Origin of the sequence: Clostridium sp. TF06-15AC, assembly GCF_003481165.1 — a bacterium.
Taxonomy (GTDB): domain Bacteria; phylum Bacillota; class Clostridia; order Lachnospirales; family Lachnospiraceae; genus Otoolea; species Otoolea fessa.
Window position 1 is genome coordinate 23,227 of the sequence record NZ_QUKS01000006.1, and the last position, 17,671, is coordinate 40,897.

General features: G+C 46.5%; 17 protein-coding genes and 1 tRNA gene. 13 read left to right on the top strand and 5 right to left on the bottom strand.

The features are described 5' to 3' along the window. The first annotated feature begins 233 nt into the window (after window positions 1-233). The 6 genes from DXC57_RS11895 (at window position 234) to DXC57_RS11920 (ending at window position 6,237) form a co-directional block, all read left to right on the top strand. On the top strand, window positions 234-1,481 hold the full coding sequence (locus tag DXC57_RS11895) for a dicarboxylate/amino acid:cation symporter (RefSeq protein WP_107001268.1): 1,248 nt from the start codon (window positions 234-236) through the stop codon (window positions 1,479-1,481). Between the two features lie 129 nt (window positions 1,482-1,610). After that, a complete protein-coding gene (locus tag DXC57_RS11900) occupies window positions 1,611-2,789 on the top strand; it encodes a pyridoxal phosphate-dependent aminotransferase (protein ID WP_107001267.1) in 1,179 nt (392 codons plus the stop codon). A gap of 278 nt (window positions 2,790-3,067) precedes the next feature. Continuing rightward, a complete protein-coding gene (locus DXC57_RS11905; RefSeq protein WP_182427972.1) occupies window positions 3,068-3,811 on the top strand; it encodes a gamma-glutamyl-gamma-aminobutyrate hydrolase family protein in 744 nt (247 codons plus the stop codon). Between the two features lie 35 nt (window positions 3,812-3,846). Beyond that, the gene (locus DXC57_RS11910) at window positions 3,847-5,184 is read left to right on the top strand and encodes an amino acid carrier protein (RefSeq protein WP_118471822.1); all 1,338 of its coding nucleotides are present in this window, start codon (window positions 3,847-3,849) and stop codon (window positions 5,182-5,184) included. A gap of 86 nt (window positions 5,185-5,270) precedes the next feature. Then, complete coding sequence (locus DXC57_RS11915; RefSeq protein ID WP_118652805.1) at window positions 5,271-5,573, top strand: antibiotic biosynthesis monooxygenase family protein; 303 nt, start codon at window positions 5,271-5,273, stop codon at window positions 5,571-5,573. A gap of 118 nt (window positions 5,574-5,691) precedes the next feature. After that, complete coding sequence (locus DXC57_RS11920; RefSeq protein ID WP_118652971.1) at window positions 5,692-6,237, top strand: NAD(P)H-dependent oxidoreductase; 546 nt, start codon at window positions 5,692-5,694, stop codon at window positions 6,235-6,237. Between the two features lie 136 nt (window positions 6,238-6,373). Here DXC57_RS11920 and DXC57_RS11925 read toward each other — a convergent pair whose 3' ends face one another. Beyond that, entirely contained in the window at window positions 6,374-6,706 is a 333-nt protein-coding gene (locus tag DXC57_RS11925) for a helix-turn-helix domain-containing protein (RefSeq protein WP_118471826.1), read from the bottom strand. A gap of 230 nt (window positions 6,707-6,936) precedes the next feature. Between DXC57_RS11925 and DXC57_RS11930 the strand changes: the two genes are divergently transcribed. Next, window positions 6,937-7,320 carry a nuclear transport factor 2 family protein gene (locus tag DXC57_RS11930; RefSeq protein WP_118471828.1) on the top strand — a complete coding sequence of 128 codons (384 nt, stop codon included), beginning with the start codon at window positions 6,937-6,939 and terminating at the stop codon, window positions 7,318-7,320. Between the two features lie 438 nt (window positions 7,321-7,758). On the opposite strand, the gene DXC57_RS11935 is transcribed toward DXC57_RS11930, so the two are convergent. Beyond that, window positions 7,759-8,697, bottom strand: a complete 939-nt coding sequence (locus DXC57_RS11935) for a LysR family transcriptional regulator (RefSeq protein WP_118471832.1) — start codon at window positions 8,695-8,697, stop codon at window positions 7,759-7,761. Window positions 8,698-9,478: 781 nt separating this feature from the next. Here DXC57_RS11935 and nifS point away from each other — a divergent pair. The 5 genes from nifS (at window position 9,479) to DXC57_RS11960 (ending at window position 13,778) form a co-directional block, all read left to right on the top strand. Continuing rightward, a complete protein-coding gene (gene nifS / locus DXC57_RS11940) occupies window positions 9,479-10,666 on the top strand; it encodes a cysteine desulfurase NifS (protein ID WP_022358754.1) in 1,188 nt (395 codons plus the stop codon). A gap of 64 nt (window positions 10,667-10,730) precedes the next feature. Then, a complete protein-coding gene (gene nifU / locus DXC57_RS11945; protein ID WP_022358753.1) occupies window positions 10,731-11,168 on the top strand; it encodes a Fe-S cluster assembly scaffold protein NifU in 438 nt (145 codons plus the stop codon). Then, window positions 11,168-12,247, top strand: coding sequence for a tRNA 2-thiouridine(34) synthase MnmA (gene mnmA / locus DXC57_RS11950; RefSeq protein ID WP_118652807.1), 1,080 nt, complete (start codon window positions 11,168-11,170; stop codon window positions 12,245-12,247). Before nifU ends, mnmA begins: the two co-directional genes overlap by 1 nt. Window positions 12,248-12,387: 140 nt before the next feature. Continuing rightward, window positions 12,388-13,608, top strand: a complete 1,221-nt coding sequence (locus DXC57_RS11955) for an N-acetylmuramoyl-L-alanine amidase (protein WP_118652809.1) — start codon at window positions 12,388-12,390, stop codon at window positions 13,606-13,608. An 80-nt stretch (window positions 13,609-13,688) separates the two neighbouring features. Further along, window positions 13,689-13,778: transfer RNA gene (locus DXC57_RS11960), tRNA-Ser, on the top strand. 175 nt (window positions 13,779-13,953) lie between these two features. On the opposite strand, the gene DXC57_RS11965 is transcribed toward DXC57_RS11960, so the two are convergent. Next, window positions 13,954-14,802, bottom strand: a complete 849-nt coding sequence (locus DXC57_RS11965; RefSeq protein ID WP_118652811.1) for an aminotransferase class IV — start codon at window positions 14,800-14,802, stop codon at window positions 13,954-13,956. Between the two features lie 117 nt (window positions 14,803-14,919). Next, the gene (locus DXC57_RS11970; RefSeq protein WP_107001263.1) at window positions 14,920-16,062 is read right to left on the bottom strand and encodes a hypothetical protein; all 1,143 of its coding nucleotides are present in this window, start codon (window positions 16,060-16,062) and stop codon (window positions 14,920-14,922) included. A gap of 212 nt (window positions 16,063-16,274) precedes the next feature. Between DXC57_RS11970 and DXC57_RS11975 the strand changes: the two genes are divergently transcribed. Further along, window positions 16,275-17,186: a LysR family transcriptional regulator gene (locus DXC57_RS11975; RefSeq protein WP_118652813.1), complete on the top strand. Its 912-nt coding sequence runs from the start codon at window positions 16,275-16,277 to the stop codon at window positions 17,184-17,186. Window positions 17,187-17,300: 114 nt separating this feature from the next. Here the strand turns inward: DXC57_RS11975 and DXC57_RS11980 are convergent, their stop codons facing one another. Continuing rightward, entirely contained in the window at window positions 17,301-17,645 is a 345-nt protein-coding gene (locus tag DXC57_RS11980) for a cupin domain-containing protein (RefSeq protein ID WP_118652815.1), read from the bottom strand. Window positions 17,646-17,671: the final 26 nt, after the last annotated feature.

Consider the following 17,671-nt stretch of genomic DNA (forward strand, 5'->3'; position numbering starts at 1 on the left):
ATCCGGAAGAGTTCACGGAAGGCATGTTTTGCAGGTGAATTGGGAAATTTACCCGGAACTGCAGATACCTCTCTCCCGGAGGACATTTGGGGAAATGAAATCTGGGAGAGAATATAGCATAGAGGAGGTTGTTTAAAGCAGGCACTTTTGAAATAGAAAGTGCTGTGAAACAACATGGTGGTCACATATGTGTGAACAGTAAGTGAGGGTATTGCATAAGAAGGGGAATATTCATGAAAGAAAAAAAGAAATTGAGCTTGGCGACAAAGACGTTCATCGGTTTTGGCCTTGGTATTGTCATCGGACTCGTATTTGGAGAAAAAGCAACCATTGTAAAACCTCTGGGAACCATCTTTTTAAATATGATTAAAATGATTGTCGTTCCGATGGTATTCTTTTCCATCACAGCGGGAGTCGCGAGCTTAGGAGACTTGAAAAAGCTTCGGAACATTGGCGTGAAGGTGGTTGGACTGTATGCGCTGACATCTGCACTCTGTGTAGGATTAGGGCTTATCATGGCAAACATCATCAATCCAGGAAAAGGATTTGATTTAACCGCGTTATCACAATCGACTGATTATGAGGCGCAGGCGATGCCGAGTATCATTGATACGTTAATCGATATGTTCCCATCCAACATTTTCACTTCTTTTACCAACACAAATATGCTGCAGATTATCGTATTTTCGGTATTCTTAGGCGTAGCACTTATCATGATGGGAAAAGAGGGGGAACGCCTTTTAGCAGGTGTACAGAGCTGTGCCAATGCAATGTATAAAATCACAGCCATTGTTATGGAGTTTTCTCCGATTGGTGTATGTGCACTGTTAGCAGATTCAGTTGGTGCATATGGTCTGAAAATCTTTGGACCGCTCGGAAAGCTGATTCTCACGGTTTATGCTTCCGATGTAATCCTTGTTTTACTGATGTATATTCCGATGGTAGCGCTTCTGGCAAAGTTCCCGGTAAAGAAATGGCTGCAGGGTATCTGGAAAGTATGGGTTGTAACGGCCAGCACCACCAGCAGCAGCGGTTCTCTTCCGATCACAACCTCTGTTACGAATGATGAGTTTGGCGTATCTTCCGAGTTATCATCGTTCTCCCTGCCGCTTGGCGCAACCATCAACATGAATGGTGGATGTATCTACTATGCAGCGGCTATCGTAATGACGGCACAGATTTATGGAATGAACCTGACACCGTCCGCATTGGTAAACATTATTATTTCTACTGTATTAGTAGCTATGGGCTGTCCGGGTGTTCCGGGAGGCGCGATCATCATGACCACGATTCTTCTGACGAACATGGGACTTCCGCTGGAGATTGTAGGTCTGATTGCCGGTATCTTCCGACTGATTGATATGGCAAATACAACCTTTAACGTAACCGGTGATGTGGTAACCACCATGGTGGTAGCACGTAGCGAGGGCATGATGCATACGCTGGGAACTGGTGCGGAAACCGAGACAAAGGCAGCGTAAGGGCTGGAGAACAGAAAAACGGAATTCCGGCCGGCTACCAGGAAAAATAAAATATTCTTGGAAAAGTGTCAGCAGATGCGGACCAATGAGAATCTGAGAGTATATGCAGAATGAAAAGGAGATTTTATTATGGATAAATTATTCGCAAAAAGAATGGATGAACTGGTTCCGTCTGGAATCCGTAAAGTAAACGAAAAGGCGCTGGCAATGGAGCGCGCAGGAGAGACGGTCATTCACTTTGAGTTAGGACGTCCGGATTTCGATACACCGGAATACATCAAGAATGCCTGCATCGAGGATATCAAAAAAGGCGATGTATTCTATACTTCCAACTTTGGTACCATGGAGCTGCGGGAGGCGATTGCCTGGAAATTAAAGACGCAGAACAATGTAGAGTACAAACCGACTGAGATCATCGTCAGTGTAGGTCTTTCCGAGGCAGTTTTTGATGTCATGGCAGCAATTCTCGACGAGGGCGATGAGGTTCTGGTTCCGAATCCGGGCTGGTTAAACTACTTAAATGTTCCGAAGCTTCTGGGCGCGGTTCCGATTACCTATACATTGAAAGAGGAGAATGATTACCAGATTGATCTCGATGAGATTCGTGCAAAGGTTACCCCACGGACCAAGGCACTCGTTCTTATCACTCCGAGCAATCCGACCGGCGGTGTGCTGGCAGAGGATGTGCTGAAAGAACTGGCAGAGATTGCTGTGAAGAACGATATCATGATTATATCAGATGAGGTATATGAGAGACTGTTATACGATGATGCAAAACACATCAGCATCGCCTCTCTTCCGGGCATGAAGGAGAGAACCATCACATTAAACGGCTTCTCCAAAGCATACTCCATGACCGGCTGGCGTCTCGGCTACGCAGCCTGCAGCGAAGAGATTGTCAAGACTGTCAATAAGCTGCATCAGCACGTGGTTACCTGTGCAAGTTCCTTCGTACAGAAAGCCGGCGTCGTAGCGCTGAAAGAAGAGAAGAACGAAGTAGCAGACATGGTAAAAGAGTATCAGAGACGCCGCGACTATGCAGTTAAAGCAATCAACGAGATCGACGGACTGAGCTGCCGCTGCCCGAAGGGTGCGTTCTACATCTTCATCAACATCGAAAAACTCGGCATGAGTGGACAGGAATTTGCCCCGTTGCTTCTTGAAAATGCCAAGGTAGCAATGGTACCGGGCGATGTATTCGGAAGCGAAGGCGACCACTATATCCGTATGTCCTTTGCAAACAGCTATGAGAATGTTGTTGAGGGATGCAAGAGACTGAAGGAATTTGTGGAGAAGATTCGTAAGTAATTTTAGAATTATAGAGAAATAGACTTCATACAACCTAATACACATATAAAAAAATTGAGCAGGTTGTCATATCCAGAAGGTGTGGCAACCTGTCTGAGTATTATTTTGCTTTACAGTTTGTCCTTTACAGATGTTTGTCAATGACTGGAGACATGATCCTTCAACTTGAACAGTTCTTAAGAGGAAGAGAACTGCAAATGCTGTATAGGAGCAAGCTTATAGAAAGATCGCTTTGCAAAAAAATTATTATAATGACAAAACAGGAGGGGAACAAACAAATGAAAAAAGTCATGTATGTAGAACGAGAAAGAGACGAACACGGGATGTATGATGGCATTTCAGATGCGATGAAAAATCTGGATACAGAACTGGTTATTTCATTGGATCCAAAGGTGGTTGAAGAGTGCGATGGCATCTTGTTTCCAGGCGGTCTTCCGGATGTGGACCCGGCTCTCTATGGGGAAGAGAATCAGGGCAGCAAAAATCTGGACCGGGAACTGGATGAGCTTCAGCTTGCAGTTGTGGACGCGGCCGTTAAGGCTAAAAAACCAATTTTAGCGATTTGCCGAGGAATGCAGCTTGTCAACATATATTTTGGAGGAACCATTATCCAGGATCTGGAAAAAGGCAATATGCATACATATGAGTCAGGTGAAATTAAGCTGCATAATACGATTAATATCCGGAGAACACCGTTTGAGCTGATGTATGGGGCGAGCGGAATTGTAAACTCTGCACATCATCAGGCGGTTAAGAAGCCGGGAAAGGGATTTAAGATTGGCCAGGTATGGTTTTCCGGAATCCTTTCAAAAGAAGAAAAAGAAGAATGGATGAGAAAAATTGAAAATGAAGAAAAAGTTGAAGTGGAGTGTAAACGAAGCTGCATTATAGAGGGAATGGTCCATAAGGAACTTCCGATTATCGCGGTTCAGTGGCATCCGGAACTGATGCATGCGGATCCGGTTAGTGGAACGTTGGATCAGGATCGGATGTTTGTATATTTTGCATCTATGTACGAGTAATAAGAAAGCAGAGCTTATTAAGAAGGGAGATACGTATGGCAATCTATAATGCAATTATGGCGTTTACTGGGTGGATGTGGACACTTCCGATGCTGATTGTTCTGATTGGCGGAGGTCTGGTTATCACGGTCGCCTGCGATTTTGTACAGATCAAGCATTTTGGACATATGCTTAAGACAACCTTTGGAGATGCAGCACATCATAAGGATGAATCAGGTATTTCCAGCTGGTCGGCTATGGTGGCTACACTGGCCAACACGATCGGAACAGGAAACATCATTGGTGTCGGCAGCGCAATTGCACTGGGTGGACCGGGAGCTGTCTTTTGGATGTGGGTGATTGGATTTATCGCGATGGCTTTAAAATATGCGGAGGCTCTGCTGGGCGTTTACACACGGCAGAAAGATGAAAATGGACAGTGGCGTGGCGGAGCCAATATTTATCTGGCGAAGATATGGAAACCGCTTGGATGGATTTGGGCGGTATCCTGTTGCTTTGGTATGGGAATTGGCTGCGGCGTACATACAGGAGCCATTACATCATCCGTTGCTACGTTTGGCGTCCAACCAATGATTACAACCATTATCTGCTGCGTGATTATTATTGCAGTTCTCCTGGGCGGATTAGGTGCCCTGGTAAAGGTAACCGATAAACTGGTCCCGACGATGGCATTTATTTACATGGCAGCGGGAGCAATCCTGATTATTTTAAATATTCAAAATTTTGTTCCAGCATTTGTATCTATCTTTACGAACGCATTTACCGGAACGGCAGCAACCGGCGGATTTGCAGGAGCGGCGCTCTCAGCTACGATTAAAAATGGATGCGCAAGAGGTGTTTATTCGAATGATGGCGGAAACGGAAGTGCAAGTATCCTTCATGCCCAGGCGAATACCAATGAACCGGTAAAACAGGGAATGTTCGGTATTTTTGAAGTATTTATGTGTACGATGGTTATCTGTACATTCAGTGCGATGGTTATTTTGGTAACTGGAACATGGACAACAGGTGCTCCGGGTTCTGTCCTTGCAATCAATGCATTTGGCACGATTGGCTTAATCGGAAGACTGGTAGCTTCCATCAGCTTGATTTTGTTTGCAGCATCCTCGGCGTTATCCATGTCAACTTCTTCCGGAATTCTGGCAGAGAACCTGCTCGGTAAAGCAGCCAGAAAAATAATGCAGGTGCTGGTAGTTGTATTTTGCTTCTTAGGCGGAACGGTTGGTGTAGATGCAGCTCTGCCGTGGGTAGATGTCGGAAATATGATTATAATTTTAGTTCATGTCATTGGCATTATGTTCTGGGTTCCGAAAATGCGGGAACTGACACTTGATTACTTTAAACGTCTGAAAAATGGGGAAGTAGAGGCGTAAGAGGATGATTTTGTGGATGGTTGCAGTGGAATCGGCACTATTGAAATACAAAAACGTGTAAACTTGAAAGTATTAGTATTAAATAAATGGTAGATGGAAAGATGACAAACTTTGTTGCAGTACTGACGATTAAAAGTGGGAAAAGAAGTGAATACGCAGCGGAACTCAGACGCTTGCAGCTGATTGAAAACTTCCGCAAGCAAAAGGGTAATATTTATTATCAGATTGGTGAATCGATCACGGACTCTGATAAAATGGTAGTATCCGATGCCTGGGAAAAGGAGGCTGATTTTAAAGCGCATTGCAGCTCTGAACTGGTTCAGAATGAGTGGAATGAGCTTTATAAAAAATATGTAGAAGCAGAAGTATCAGATGTCTATGAAAAATAAAGGCCGGTAAATGGTAAAGCTGAAGGACATTTAGGATAGAATTACCTAAATGTCTTTTGGCTGCTCCGGAAATAGGGGGCAGAGTATTGATATATATTCAAGCATGGAGGAAGAGTTTGTGAATAAGAAAATTGTAATTTTAAATGGAAGCCCGAGGGAAAAGGGAAATACAGCTGCATTAGTAAATGCATTTTCAAAAGGCGCCGAGGAGGCCGGAAATACCGTCCGGATTTTCCGGCTTGGAAAGATGGAGATCCATGGCTGTAAAGGATGTTTTGGAGGAAAAAATGAGGAAGAATATCCCTGCGTCCAAAAAGATGATATGCAGCAGATTTATCAGCCGGTGAAAGAGGCAGATGTCGTTGTTATGGCATCACCGCTATATTATTGGAATATGAGTGGGCAGCTCCGGACGGCAGTGGATCGTTTGTTTGCACTTGAAGAAGGAAATAAAAATTACCTTCGCGGCAATAAGTCATCTGCACTTCTGATGGCAGCGGAAGGAAATGGGTTTGAGGATGCGGTGGTATATTACGATCACCTGATGGAACATTTAAGATGGAAAAATCTGGGCCATGTCCTGGCGGGCGGCAATATGATGCCGGGAGACGTTGACGGGAAAAAAGAAGTGGAACAGGCATATGAATTAGGAAAAAGCATTTAATTTATGTCTATTGCTGCCCATTTTCGGAAAATAAACGGTTCAAAGGCATATTTGAATGGAAGAGCGGAGTGAAGAGCACAAACGCCGGCCATCACTTTTTAGAAGAAAAGCCAGGATGGCGTTTGTGGGTATGAAATTATAGCCGATGCTTGTCACCCCAGTCACACATTCCGTCTAAAATGGGAATCAGGGACTTTCCGCGCTCGGTTAAGCTGTATTCTACTTTTGGAGGAATTTGTGGGTATTCTTCGCGATGAATTAATTGATCCATTTCAAGTTCTTTTAGGGTAGAACTAAGTGTTTTGTAAGAAATTCCACCGATATACTTTTTCATTTCATTGAAACGGACGACACCAAATTCCATCAGGGTATAGAGGATGGTCATTTTGTATTTTCCGTTGATTAATGACAGTGTGTAGCTAAATCCAGTGGTTTCCAATTGTTCTTTTGATATGCAGCGGGCCCCCATTTTACACTCTCCTTTTGGTTAGTATTGCACTTTTATGTGTGTACTTGTTCTTTTGATTATTATTGATATAATTATAATATAGTTATTAAGTAAAGTCAATTTGAACCGAAAAGAATGTGCGGATGGATGTCCTCTTACATGAACAGCTTGGACACCGCGAAAGAAAATAAACATATAAGGCAAATTGCTTTACATAAAATTAAAATGTATTCATTAAGGAGGAAACGATTATGAGAGCAGAATTAAAAGAGTACCAGGCGGTAGAAGAAGCAGCAATGAAATTTGTTAAGAGTGTCGCAGAGGGAAACAGTAAATATGCGAAAGAGCTGTTTACCGATGAAGCGGTTCTGTTTGGCTATCTGGATGGAAAACTGGAGCATGGTTCGATTGAGCAGTTTTATCATAATGTAGATACCGTTCCTGGTGGAGACAATTTTAAAGCCCGCGTTGATGTACTTCTGGTAGAGGAATCACTTGCGGTTGTACGTGTTCTGGAAGAAGGCTGGGGCAATCGGATTGATTTCACAGATGTATTGCTTCTGTTAAAGATGAATGGTGAATGGAAGTGCGTAGCGAAAGCATACAATCAGAATTCCAACACGATTCAGCGGTAATTAAAAATAGTTGTTTGGATTTGGCGCAGCGGTTCTGTAACTGCTGCGCATATTTTGGATGATAGGAAACTTTTTAATCATACCGAAATAGAAAGTGAGGAAAAGATGAAAAAGCTTTGTAGTAAACCCATATCTATTTCTAATGCCAACCTATATGATGATTCAGTGGATATTATGATGATGGCATGGAAGAGCAGTGCAGGATTGATGAAAAAGTGATGAGCAGGCTGCCACATTGAGGGAGATGTGGCAGCCTGTTTGGAACATGGCAAAAGAGTATATTGACCTACTATATGAATTCGAAAATATGGTCAAAGGACTGGAGCTGGATCAAGAGGAAGTTTAAGCAGAAGAAGCAAATGCGAAAAGCACATGAAAGACATTTGGGAACAATAGAAGACTTTCATGTGCTTTTTGTGCTTAATAGAGCCTATGGCTTTATTCTTTTATTTTGTTTGCTTCCAGATTCCGGTAATACTCCTTCACCATATCGATAAAATCCTTCGCGTGTGGTGAAATAATGCTGTTCTTCTTATATAAAAGCAGCAGCGGCACGCTGAACGGTGGATTGTCTACGGTGAAGAATGCAAGCTGCTCCACGTGGGCAGTGTGGCGGATTCCGCCTTCCGGGAGGAAGGTGATGCCGAACCCTCTTGCCGCCAGGTTGACCGAAGTCGTACTGCTGGTGGTGTATAGGGCATCCTTTGGCTCCATATTCATCTTGGCAAAGAGGTTTTTCATGGCGTGTCCCATGACCTGATCCTCCTGCAGCAGGATGAAGCGTTCCCGGCGCAGCTTTTTCATATCGATTGGAAGCGGATGATCCGGAGTGCCTGCTTCCAGACCGCGGATAGCCGGATGGTCCTTGCTGGCTACAAGAAGGAGGCGCTCATTGAAGACGGTGTCATAGACGAAATCATCCAGATTGAGCGGCATATTCATCAGGGCGAAATCGATCTGATCCTCCTGTAACAGCTTGGAAAGCTGGGCAGTGTGGTGTTCACGTAAGGTGATGCGGACATCCGGGTGGCTTTCAGAGTAGCTTGGCAGGATATCCGGCAGCAGGACGGATCCGCGCCACAGCGTCATGCCGACATTCAGAGTACGGCTGCGTCCCGTTTTCAGCTCGCCGAGCTGTTCCTCAAACTGCCCGGTCAGGACTCCGACACTTTCCAGATAACGCATATAGATTTTTCCTGCCTCAGTTAGTTTGAGCGGCATATGGCTGCGATCGAAGAGCTTGACGCCTAATTCCTTTTCGGTTCGTGCGATACACTGGCTTAAATATGGCTGTGACAGATATAATTTTTCAGCCGCCTTGGAAATGCTTCCCTCACGGACGGTGGTAATAAAATACTCCGGGTTTTTAATATACATTTTTCTGCCTCCATTTGGCTTAATTAGCCTTTGCTTTATAGGACTATTTTTAAATGCTTATATTATTGTAAAAAAACAATATTTATATTCTCGTTCCGGGGATGGCATTTCAAGTTGATGCGTGTTATATTATAACCATCAGGAAAAAACAAGAGTTTTCACTTAGAAGTATCCTAATAATATATAATAATATTACAATAGCGATATGTCAAGTGAAGAACCGACCTGATTCTATACCAATCCCTTTTATGTATAAGTATTGACAGGTATCCGTTACCAGTTTATTTCTTTTTATTTATGTAAACCCTATTGCATCAACCCTCCATGTGCGGTCAGAAGCCAATGACAGCACTACAGCAGTTATCCGAAGATTCCCTCTTGGAGGATAACATGCGTTTCCACGGAATTGCTGCCGATTGGGTAACGGATTTCAAGGCAGAAGTGGAGTAAAGATTTAATAAAAAACCGTTTAGTCAGGAGTTGACCCCTCCTAGCTGGACGGTTTTTTATTGTCTGGATAAGTAGGGTGGAATAGCTTGAGCACATTATATACCCCATTTTCAACTAGGTTTTTTCAAAAACCCGCTCATTCTTGCTTGTATTTTTTCAATTTTCCTATATAATAATAAAGAACGTAGATGAAGCTTTTACCTTTATTGCTACAAACTATGTACGCAGCAAATGTTTACAGGCGGGGAGTTCCTGCCGTGAGATTCCGTGTGATACAATCACAATAAAGGCAGGCGTGCATACACTAAGAAGAAAGGCGGATTTATTAGTTATGAAACAGTTGATTTATCTGGACAATGCGGCGACAACCAAAACGCGTCCGGAAGTAGTGGAGGCAATGCTCCCGTATTTTACGGAGTATTACGGCAACCCGTCTTCCGTTTATGAATTTTCGGCAGAGCCGAAGAGAGCGATTGCACAGGCCCGCGAGACGATCGCGAAAGCGCTGGGCGCAAAGTCCAACGAGATTTACTTTACCTACGGCGGCACGGAGTCTGATAACTGGGCGCTGATTTCCACAGCAGAGGCATATCAGGCAAAGGGCAAGCACATTATCACGACCAAGATTGAGCACCATGCGATTCTGCACACCTGTGAGTACCTGGAGCAGAGAGGCTTTGAGGTTACTTATCTGGATGTAGATGAGTTCGGTGTTGTTAAATTAGACGAGCTGGAGAAGGCGATCCGTCCGGACACCATCCTCATCTCTGTTATGTTTGCAAACAATGAGATCGGTACGATTGAGCCGATCAAGGAAATTGGTGAGATTGCGAAGAAACACGGCATTTTATTCCACACCGATGCGGTACAGGCATTTTGTCATGTTCCGATCAATGTAGATGAGTGCCATATCGATATGCTCAGTTCCAGCGCCCACAAGTTAAATGGACCGAAGGGAACCGGCTTCCTTTATATCCGTACCGGATTAAAGACACGTTCCTTCATCCACGGCGGCGCACAGGAGCGTAAACGCCGCGGCGGTACCGAGAATACGGCTGGTATCGTAGGATTCGGCAAGGCAGTTGAGATTGCGATGGCGACGATGGAAGAGCGCACAGCAAAAGAAAAAGCGATGCGTGACCACCTGATCGAGCGTGTATTAAAAGAAATTCCATTTGCACGCCTCAACGGACATCCGTCCCAGAGACTTTCCAACAATGCAAACTTTGCATTCCAGTTCATCGAGGGTGAATCCATGCTGATCATGCTTGACATGGAAGGCATCTGTGGTTCCAGCGGTTCTGCATGTACCTCCGGATCCCTGGATCCGTCCCATGTACTTCTGGCGATCGGACTGCCGCATGAGATTGCACACGGTTCCCTGCGTCTGACCCTGTCAGCCGAGACAACCATGGAGCAGATTGATTTCACGGTAGACTGCTTAAAGAAGATTGTAGAACGTCTTCGTTCTATGTCTCCGCTGTATGAGGATTACATTAAGAAACATCCGCAGCAGTAAGATTTAGACATTTTAAGCAAAATGAACATCCACAGTGAATGAAGATATAGAGAGGAAACACCCGATGTATTCAGAGAAAGTAATGGATCATTTCCAGCATCCGAGAAATGTAGGCGAGATTGAAAATGCCAGCGGTATGGGTACCGTCGGCAACGCAAAATGCGGTGATATTATGCGTATTTACCTGGATATCGATGACAACCAGATCATCCAGGATGTAAAATTTAAAACATTTGGCTGCGGTGCAGCCGTTGCGACCAGCAGCATGGCGACCGAGATGGTAAAAGGAAAAACTATTCAGGAAGCGATGGAAGTTACCAACAAAGCCGTTATGGAGGCACTGGACGGACTTCCGCCAGTTAAGGTACACTGTTCTCTGCTCGCAGAGGAGGCAATTCACGCTGCTCTCTGGGATTATGCTCAGAAGAATGGCATTGAGATCAAAGGACTCGTAAAACCGAAGACGGATATCGGCGAGGAAGACGTCGAAGAAGAGTATTGATGAAAAAGAAAAAAGTAGTAGTCGGCATGTCAGGAGGAGTTGACTCCTCCGTGGCTGCCTGGCTTTTAAAAGAGCAAGGATACGATGTGATCGGCGTCACAATGCAGATCTGGCAGGATGAGACGAATGTAGAGCAGGAAGAGCACGGCGGCTGCTGTGGTCTGAGCGCTGTCGATGATGCCAGACGGGTTGCGGAACGGCTTGAGATCCCGTATTACGTGATGAACTTCAAAAAAGAGTTCAAAGAAAATGTCATGGATTACTTTGTACAGGAATATCTGGACGGACACACACCAAATCCATGTATTGCCTGTAACCGATATGTAAAATGGGAGTCCCTTTTGCAGAGAAGTCTGGAAATTGGGGCTGATTATATTGCAACGGGACATTATGCGCGCGTGAGGAAGCTGCCGAATGACCGCTATGCGATCTGCAAGTCTGCGACGGCGGCGAAGGATCAGACCTACGCGCTTTATAACCTGACCCAGCATCAGCTTGCACACACTTTGATGCCGGTCGGCGAATATACGAAAGACAAGATTCGAGAGATGGCGGAGGAGATTGGACTTCCGGTGGCACACAAGCCGGACAGTCAGGAGATCTGTTTCGTGCCGGACAACGATTATGCAAAATTTATCGAGGAAAATAGTGATTGCCGGATTGACGAAGGCAATTTTGTAGATAAGTACGGCAATATTTTAGGTCATCATAAAGGAATTACCCATTATACAGTGGGACAGAGAAAGGGCTTAAATCTGGCACTTGGTCATCCGGTGTTCGTGACGGAGATCCGTCCGGAGACGAACGAGGTTGTGATCGGGGAAAATGAGGACGTCTTTTCTAACCGCCTGACCTGCCGGAACCTCAACTGGATGGCGATTGAGGATCTGGGCGATCAGGAGATGCGCGTCAGTGCGAAGATTCGTTACAGCCACAAAGGGGCATCCTGTACGATCCGCAAGATTGGCGAAGATCGGGTGGAATGCGTATTTGATGAGCCGCAGAGAGCGGCGACGCCGGGACAGGCAGTCGTTTTTTATGACGGCGAATATGTCGTAGGCGGCGGTACGATCGAATAATTTAGAAATGAAAGAAGATTTTAATTGGGCAGAAATCTCTGTCGGCATCAAAGTTGTGCTGCGATGCGATTGATTGGAAACAGTGAATGCGCGGATCATGGAGAGGTTAGAATCTTCTGTAAGATTGGAGTTTTTTATAAATGGCAAGAGGAGAAAGCAGAAAAAGAAAGCCAGGCACACCGGATTACCGGAAACGTTTCTGGGCGGCGGTGACCGCGATTGTGGTCGCGGCGGGTTCCATTGGCGTAAGCCATGCGGGATTTACCCTTCCGAATCAGGCACAGAAGCAGGTGCAGATGGCGGCTGCTGAGACAGAACCGGCGGAACAGACAGCGAAGAAACAGGTGCCGAATGCGGCAAAGCAAAGTCTGGAGCTGGAAGATGCACAGGGCATTCAGGAGGCGGATGCAGCGGCGGTTGCGGATCAGAGCGAGCTGGAGAGTGACAAAACGACGGCGAGCGGCTTCCGGAGTGTCGACGAGACAGTGTATGCGACTGAGAACCTGCTCAACGTGCGTTCGGGCTGTGGAACGGAGTATGAGATTGTGACACAGCTGAATCAGGGCGACAGCGTGCAGCGCGTCGGTATCGGAGACGGCTGGAGCGAGGTGCTTTATAAGGACAAGAGCTGTTTTATCCGTTCCGAATACCTGACGACGACCGAGCCGGGCAGTGAGGAAGCGACGGTCACAGCGCAGGGGGCAGAAGCGGATGCACAGGGTGCACCGGTGTCCAACGGATGTATCGTAGCGATCGACGCGGGACATCAGGCAAAGGGCAATCCGGACAAAGAACCAGTCGGACCGGGCTCCTCAACCATGAAGGCGAAGGTGGCTTCCGGCACCGAGGGCATATCGACGAAGCTGCCGGAATATGAGCTGACTTTATCAGTTTCGAAGAAGTTAAAACGGATTTTGGAAGAGAGAGGCTATCAGGTCGTCATGATCCGCGAGTCCAACGATGTCAACTTAAGCAATGCGGAGAGAGCGGAGATCGCCAACAAGAGCGGCGCCTCCATTTTCGTCCGGATTCACGGCAATTCGCTGGACAACACGACGGTCAACGGAACACTCTCCATGTGCCAGACGGCGTCCAACCCGTACAACGGCGGGCTTCACGCGGCAAGCTATTCTCTTTCCAAGAAGATCACGGACTCTGTCTGCGCGGCAACCGGCTTCAAGAACCGCGGTGTGCAGGAGACAGACAGCATGAGCGGCATCAACTGGTGTAAGATACCGGTTTCCATTGTCGAGATGGGCTTTATGAGCAACCCGGAAGAAGATCAGAAGATGGCACGGGATGATTATCAGGAATTGATTGCCGGGGGAATTGCGAACGGAATTGATGCGTATTATCAGTAAATAGTGAAAAAAACAGATGACAAAAGTCAAAATATCATGTATAATAGTATAGGTGTTTCGAAGAGAAACACCTAATATCTGGAGACGTAGCGAAGCGGCCGTAACGCGGCGCACTCGAAATGCGTTTGTCGGTTCATCCCGGCACGAGGGTTCGAATCCCTCCGTCTCCGCGTCATGGGGATCCTTGTAAATACAGGGATCCCTTATTTTATTTCATAGGAAATTGCGTCCTGTGAAACAAAAAATGCTCCGCGAAGATGCGCACTTGCGCGAAGCAGAAACATGTCGCAAGCGAAAAAGAGCTGCCACGTTTTGAGTGACAGCCCTTGGCAAATTTATGGATTTTTACCGTACCTTCGTATCTTCCGCATAAAACTCCGCATAAGCATCCTGCAAAGTCTTCAGCGTCTTCGGATCTTTTCCTCCGATTGGTTTTCCATCGAGTTCAACGGCCTGGATGCAGAGCCCGCCGGAGCTGCTGACGATGATTTCGTCGGCGTCTGCCAGTTCCTGCATGGTAAATGGTGCCTCGCTGGTCGGGATGCCGTTTTTCTCAGCTAACATCAGCAGATGTTTTAACGTGATGCCCGGAAGAATCAGATTATCTCTCGGTGGGGTGCAGAGAACGCCGTCCTTGATGATTAAGATATTGCTGTGGGCGCATTCGGTGACGCGTTCGCCGCGGTGGAAGACCGTTTCCTGGCAGCCCTGTTCGATGCAGCGCTGGTAAGCGATGACACTTGGAATCAGGTTCAGCGTCTTGATGTTGCAGTGCAGGAAACGGGTGTCCTCCATCGAGATCAGGTGGAAAGTCTTATCAAATGGAATCAGGTCGCACGGAACAGTAAAAATCATCAGATTTGGTTTTACGGAAGCAGGTGGAAACTGATGTCCACGATAGGTAGTTCCGCGGGAACACTGCCAGTACAGCATACCGTGGTCAATCTCATTGGCATCGATGCATTTCTGCAGCTCGGCACGCAGTTCTTCACGCGACATTTCAAACGGGATTTCCAGCAGCTTGCAGCTGTTGTAGAAACGGTCGAGGTGGTCGTCTGCGGCAAAAATGTTGTTGTTTGCAAAGGTAGTGGCATCGTAGCAGCCATCTCCAAAATAAACGGCGCGGTCCAACATCGGGATTTTCATTTCCTCGAGGGGGCCGATTTCTCCATTGTAATATCCGACATATTTCATTGCATATACTTCCTTTCTATGTTGATTCGAAAATACCTCGTCAAGTGTTTACATTATACCACATCCGCCTATAAGATGAAATCTCCCACAGGCGGATGTGTTCTTATCATTACAGATTTATTTGTCTTTATGTTTAATAATCTTATATCCGCCTACCAGCAGCGTCGGCAGGAGGTAGAAGAGGATAAATCCGTAAGACAGGTACGAATAGCCCTGCTCGATCAAGGTGACAACGCCGACGCGGGATAATACAAGTGCAGCGATCAGCGTGATGACCGTAATCAGACCGCGGTTTGTATCGGACAGCTTGGCAGCGCCCTTTTCCTCCATGGCAACGTCGAAACGGTCGATGATCATGTGGATGCAGCCAGTTGCCGTCTCAACCAGCGTCCAGCCCATAACGAGACTGAACAGTGCCATCAGTGCCGGTCCGCCGTTGACTGCCTTGATCATTTCCATCCACGGGGTTGTGACATCCGCGCCGACGATGGAGGTGTCACCGTAGAAGCACATCATCGCAAAGTAAGACAAAAACCACGGAATAACCATCAGAAGACCGGCGATCAGACCGGAAATAAAGGTTTCTTTCCGTTTGGTCTGGCGTGTCAGGGAGAACATGCCCATCGGGATGGAATTGATGTTGTAGGCAACATACAGGATACCGGTGTAAATGCACAGCGGAACAGTGACAGAGCCGTCGTAGGTGCTGGTGTCCATCGTGCTGAATACATGGGAAATGTTGCCGCCCTTGTTGACGAGTACCAGAATTGTAAACAGAATATAGCCGCCGTACAGTAAAATAGTACCGATCGATTCAAATTTCTCGATCATCTTGGAACCCTTAAAGTTCAAGAGTCCGCAAATCAGAACGATCACAACGGAGCCGAGAATATTCGGAAGTCCGACCTGCTCGAAAATACTTCCAGTTGCGGCTGCCATAACGGCAATCAGCAGAATCGCGATGAGGACAGTTAAAATATCCATCATCGGCCAGAGCGGTCCAATGACCTGCTTGATATAGTTTTTATAATCGTAAACCTTGTAGATCCGGCAGATCTCAAAGGTCAGGAAGGCAAACAGGGCAAAACCGATGCCGATCGTCAGTCCGGAGATCCAGCCCATCGCTCCGAATTTCGCACCGTAAGAATAAATCTCACGTCCGGTTGCATAGCCGCCGCCAATCAGAACCGATTGCAGCAGGACGCCCGGCAGAATGTACTTGGCGTATGTGCCTTCGTAGAAATTTTTGAATTGTTTCATACCTTTCACTCACTTTCTTTTGTTGACTATTAAAAATTATAAAGGATGAATGAAAAACTTGCCAATAGAAAGAACAGATATTATAATAAGGGAAACTTATAACGAAACAGGAAAAGCCAGATCGAAAGCCCGTAAATTGGGCGGCATGATTCATTTTTTTGCTCGATCAAAAAGACGCGATTACATATAGGATATAGAAATGGGGAAATGAGATGAATTTAAAACAAATGGAATATTTTGTGGCGGCGGCGGAGCAGCTGAATTTTACGCGGGCGGCGAAAAAATGTTTTATTTCGCAGACAGCGATGACGCTGCAGATTCAGTCGTTGGAGGAGAAGATCGGGGTGCCGCTTTTTGTGCGGGACAAGCACCATGTCGAGCTGACGGCGGCGGGAAAGGTATATCTGAACGAGGCGCGGGCGATTCTGGTCCGCGCCGAGGAGGCGGCGAAGCTCGCGCGGACGGCAGCGGAAGGCGTAGCTGGGGAGCTGACGATCGGATTTATCCGGGGATATGAGCAGAGCCGTTTTTCGGAGACGCTCAGAAGTTTTCATGAGGCGTACCCGAATATTTCGATTCATCTGCTGCGGGAAAATATGAGTGCGCTCTATGAGCTGTTAGATAATGGAACCTGCGATCTGGCGTTTAATCTGTCTCTGTACACGCAGAATTACGAGGATTTAAAGCATCGGTACCTCAAACGGTTTCCGATGATGGCGGTTCTTTATCCGGGGCATACGCTGGCGGGAGAGAGCCATCTGATGTACCGTGATCTGGCGCGGGAAGACTTTATCATCATGCAGCCGCAGGGGCGTTCCAACGATGAGGCGGAAGAAGTATTGATTTGTTACAATAAGGGCGGTTTTATACCGAATATCGTGGCGCGTGAACGGGAGGTACAGACGGTGCTTCTGGAGGTGTCAGCGGGATTTGGCGTGGCGATTCTCCCGGAATATGCCGTCCGCCATTATCGGAATGCGCGGAATCTGGTAGTGGTTCCGCTTCTCCGCGCGGACGGCAGCCCGGAAGAGCTTGATTTTGAGATCGCATGGCGTCAGAGCAACCCGAATCCGGCGATTGAAAAGCTGCTGCAGTGGGTGGAGACGCATGAGTACGTGGAGTAAGTAATTGGTTTTAAGATAATTAGTAAAAATAAAAACGGGCATATCGCAGAGTCTTTGTTTGAAGTGATTCAAGAATCTTGTGGTATGCCTGTTTTTGGATGGATGATAAGATTTTTAGTTAAATGGGAAAATAACCGTCAGCATCCACTTAAACGCCTCTGGCGCAAACACCGCGTGCGGCTTTTTCGCCGGCATGACGAGCACTTCACCGGCATGAACGAGATGCTCAACGCCGTCAACGGTAAAACGTCCGGTGCCTTCCAGAACTGTTACCATCGCATCGCCGGTGGAATCGTGGGTGGAGATCTCCTCACCCTTTGCGAATGCGAACAGGGTAACGCTGACCGCCTCATTCTGCGCCAGTGTCTTGCTGACGATCTGACCGTCCTCGGCATTTACCAGACTGGTTAAAGTCTGAACTTTTTCATGGGTGATGTTTTTGATATATGGGTATTCCATGGTGTTCCTCCTCCATAATAAAAGAT

What these genes read in the sequence shown, in the direction of transcription:
- DXC57_RS11895 (WP_107001268.1), top strand. Translation starts at nt 234, where the DNA reads ATGAAAGAAAAAAAGAAATTGAGCTTGGCGACAAAGACGTTCATCGGT.
- DXC57_RS11900 (WP_107001267.1), top strand. Translation starts at nt 1,611, where the DNA reads ATGGATAAATTATTCGCAAAAAGAATGGATGAACTGGTTCCGTCTGGA.
- DXC57_RS11905 (WP_182427972.1), top strand. Translation starts at nt 3,068, where the DNA reads ATGAAAAAAGTCATGTATGTAGAACGAGAAAGAGACGAACACGGGATG.
- DXC57_RS11910 (WP_118471822.1), top strand. Translation starts at nt 3,847, where the DNA reads ATGGCAATCTATAATGCAATTATGGCGTTTACTGGGTGGATGTGGACA.
- DXC57_RS11915 (WP_118652805.1), top strand. Translation starts at nt 5,271, where the DNA reads ATGGTAGATGGAAAGATGACAAACTTTGTTGCAGTACTGACGATTAAA.
- DXC57_RS11925 (WP_118471826.1), bottom strand. Translation starts at nt 6,706, where the DNA reads ATGGGGGCCCGCTGCATATCAAAAGAACAATTGGAAACCACTGGATTT.
- DXC57_RS11930 (WP_118471828.1), top strand. Translation starts at nt 6,937, where the DNA reads ATGAGAGCAGAATTAAAAGAGTACCAGGCGGTAGAAGAAGCAGCAATG.
- DXC57_RS11935 (WP_118471832.1), bottom strand. Translation starts at nt 8,697, where the DNA reads ATGTATATTAAAAACCCGGAGTATTTTATTACCACCGTCCGTGAGGGA.
- nifS (WP_022358754.1), top strand. Translation starts at nt 9,479, where the DNA reads ATGAAACAGTTGATTTATCTGGACAATGCGGCGACAACCAAAACGCGT.
- nifU (WP_022358753.1), top strand. Translation starts at nt 10,731, where the DNA reads ATGTATTCAGAGAAAGTAATGGATCATTTCCAGCATCCGAGAAATGTA.
- mnmA (WP_118652807.1), top strand. Translation starts at nt 11,168, where the DNA reads ATGAAAAAGAAAAAAGTAGTAGTCGGCATGTCAGGAGGAGTTGACTCC.
- DXC57_RS11955 (WP_118652809.1), top strand. Translation starts at nt 12,388, where the DNA reads ATGGCAAGAGGAGAAAGCAGAAAAAGAAAGCCAGGCACACCGGATTAC.
- DXC57_RS11965 (WP_118652811.1), bottom strand. Translation starts at nt 14,802, where the DNA reads ATGAAATATGTCGGATATTACAATGGAGAAATCGGCCCCCTCGAGGAA.
- DXC57_RS11970 (WP_107001263.1), bottom strand. Translation starts at nt 16,062, where the DNA reads ATGAAACAATTCAAAAATTTCTACGAAGGCACATACGCCAAGTACATT.
- DXC57_RS11975 (WP_118652813.1), top strand. Translation starts at nt 16,275, where the DNA reads ATGAATTTAAAACAAATGGAATATTTTGTGGCGGCGGCGGAGCAGCTG.
- DXC57_RS11980 (WP_118652815.1), bottom strand. Translation starts at nt 17,645, where the DNA reads ATGGAATACCCATATATCAAAAACATCACCCATGAAAAAGTTCAGACT.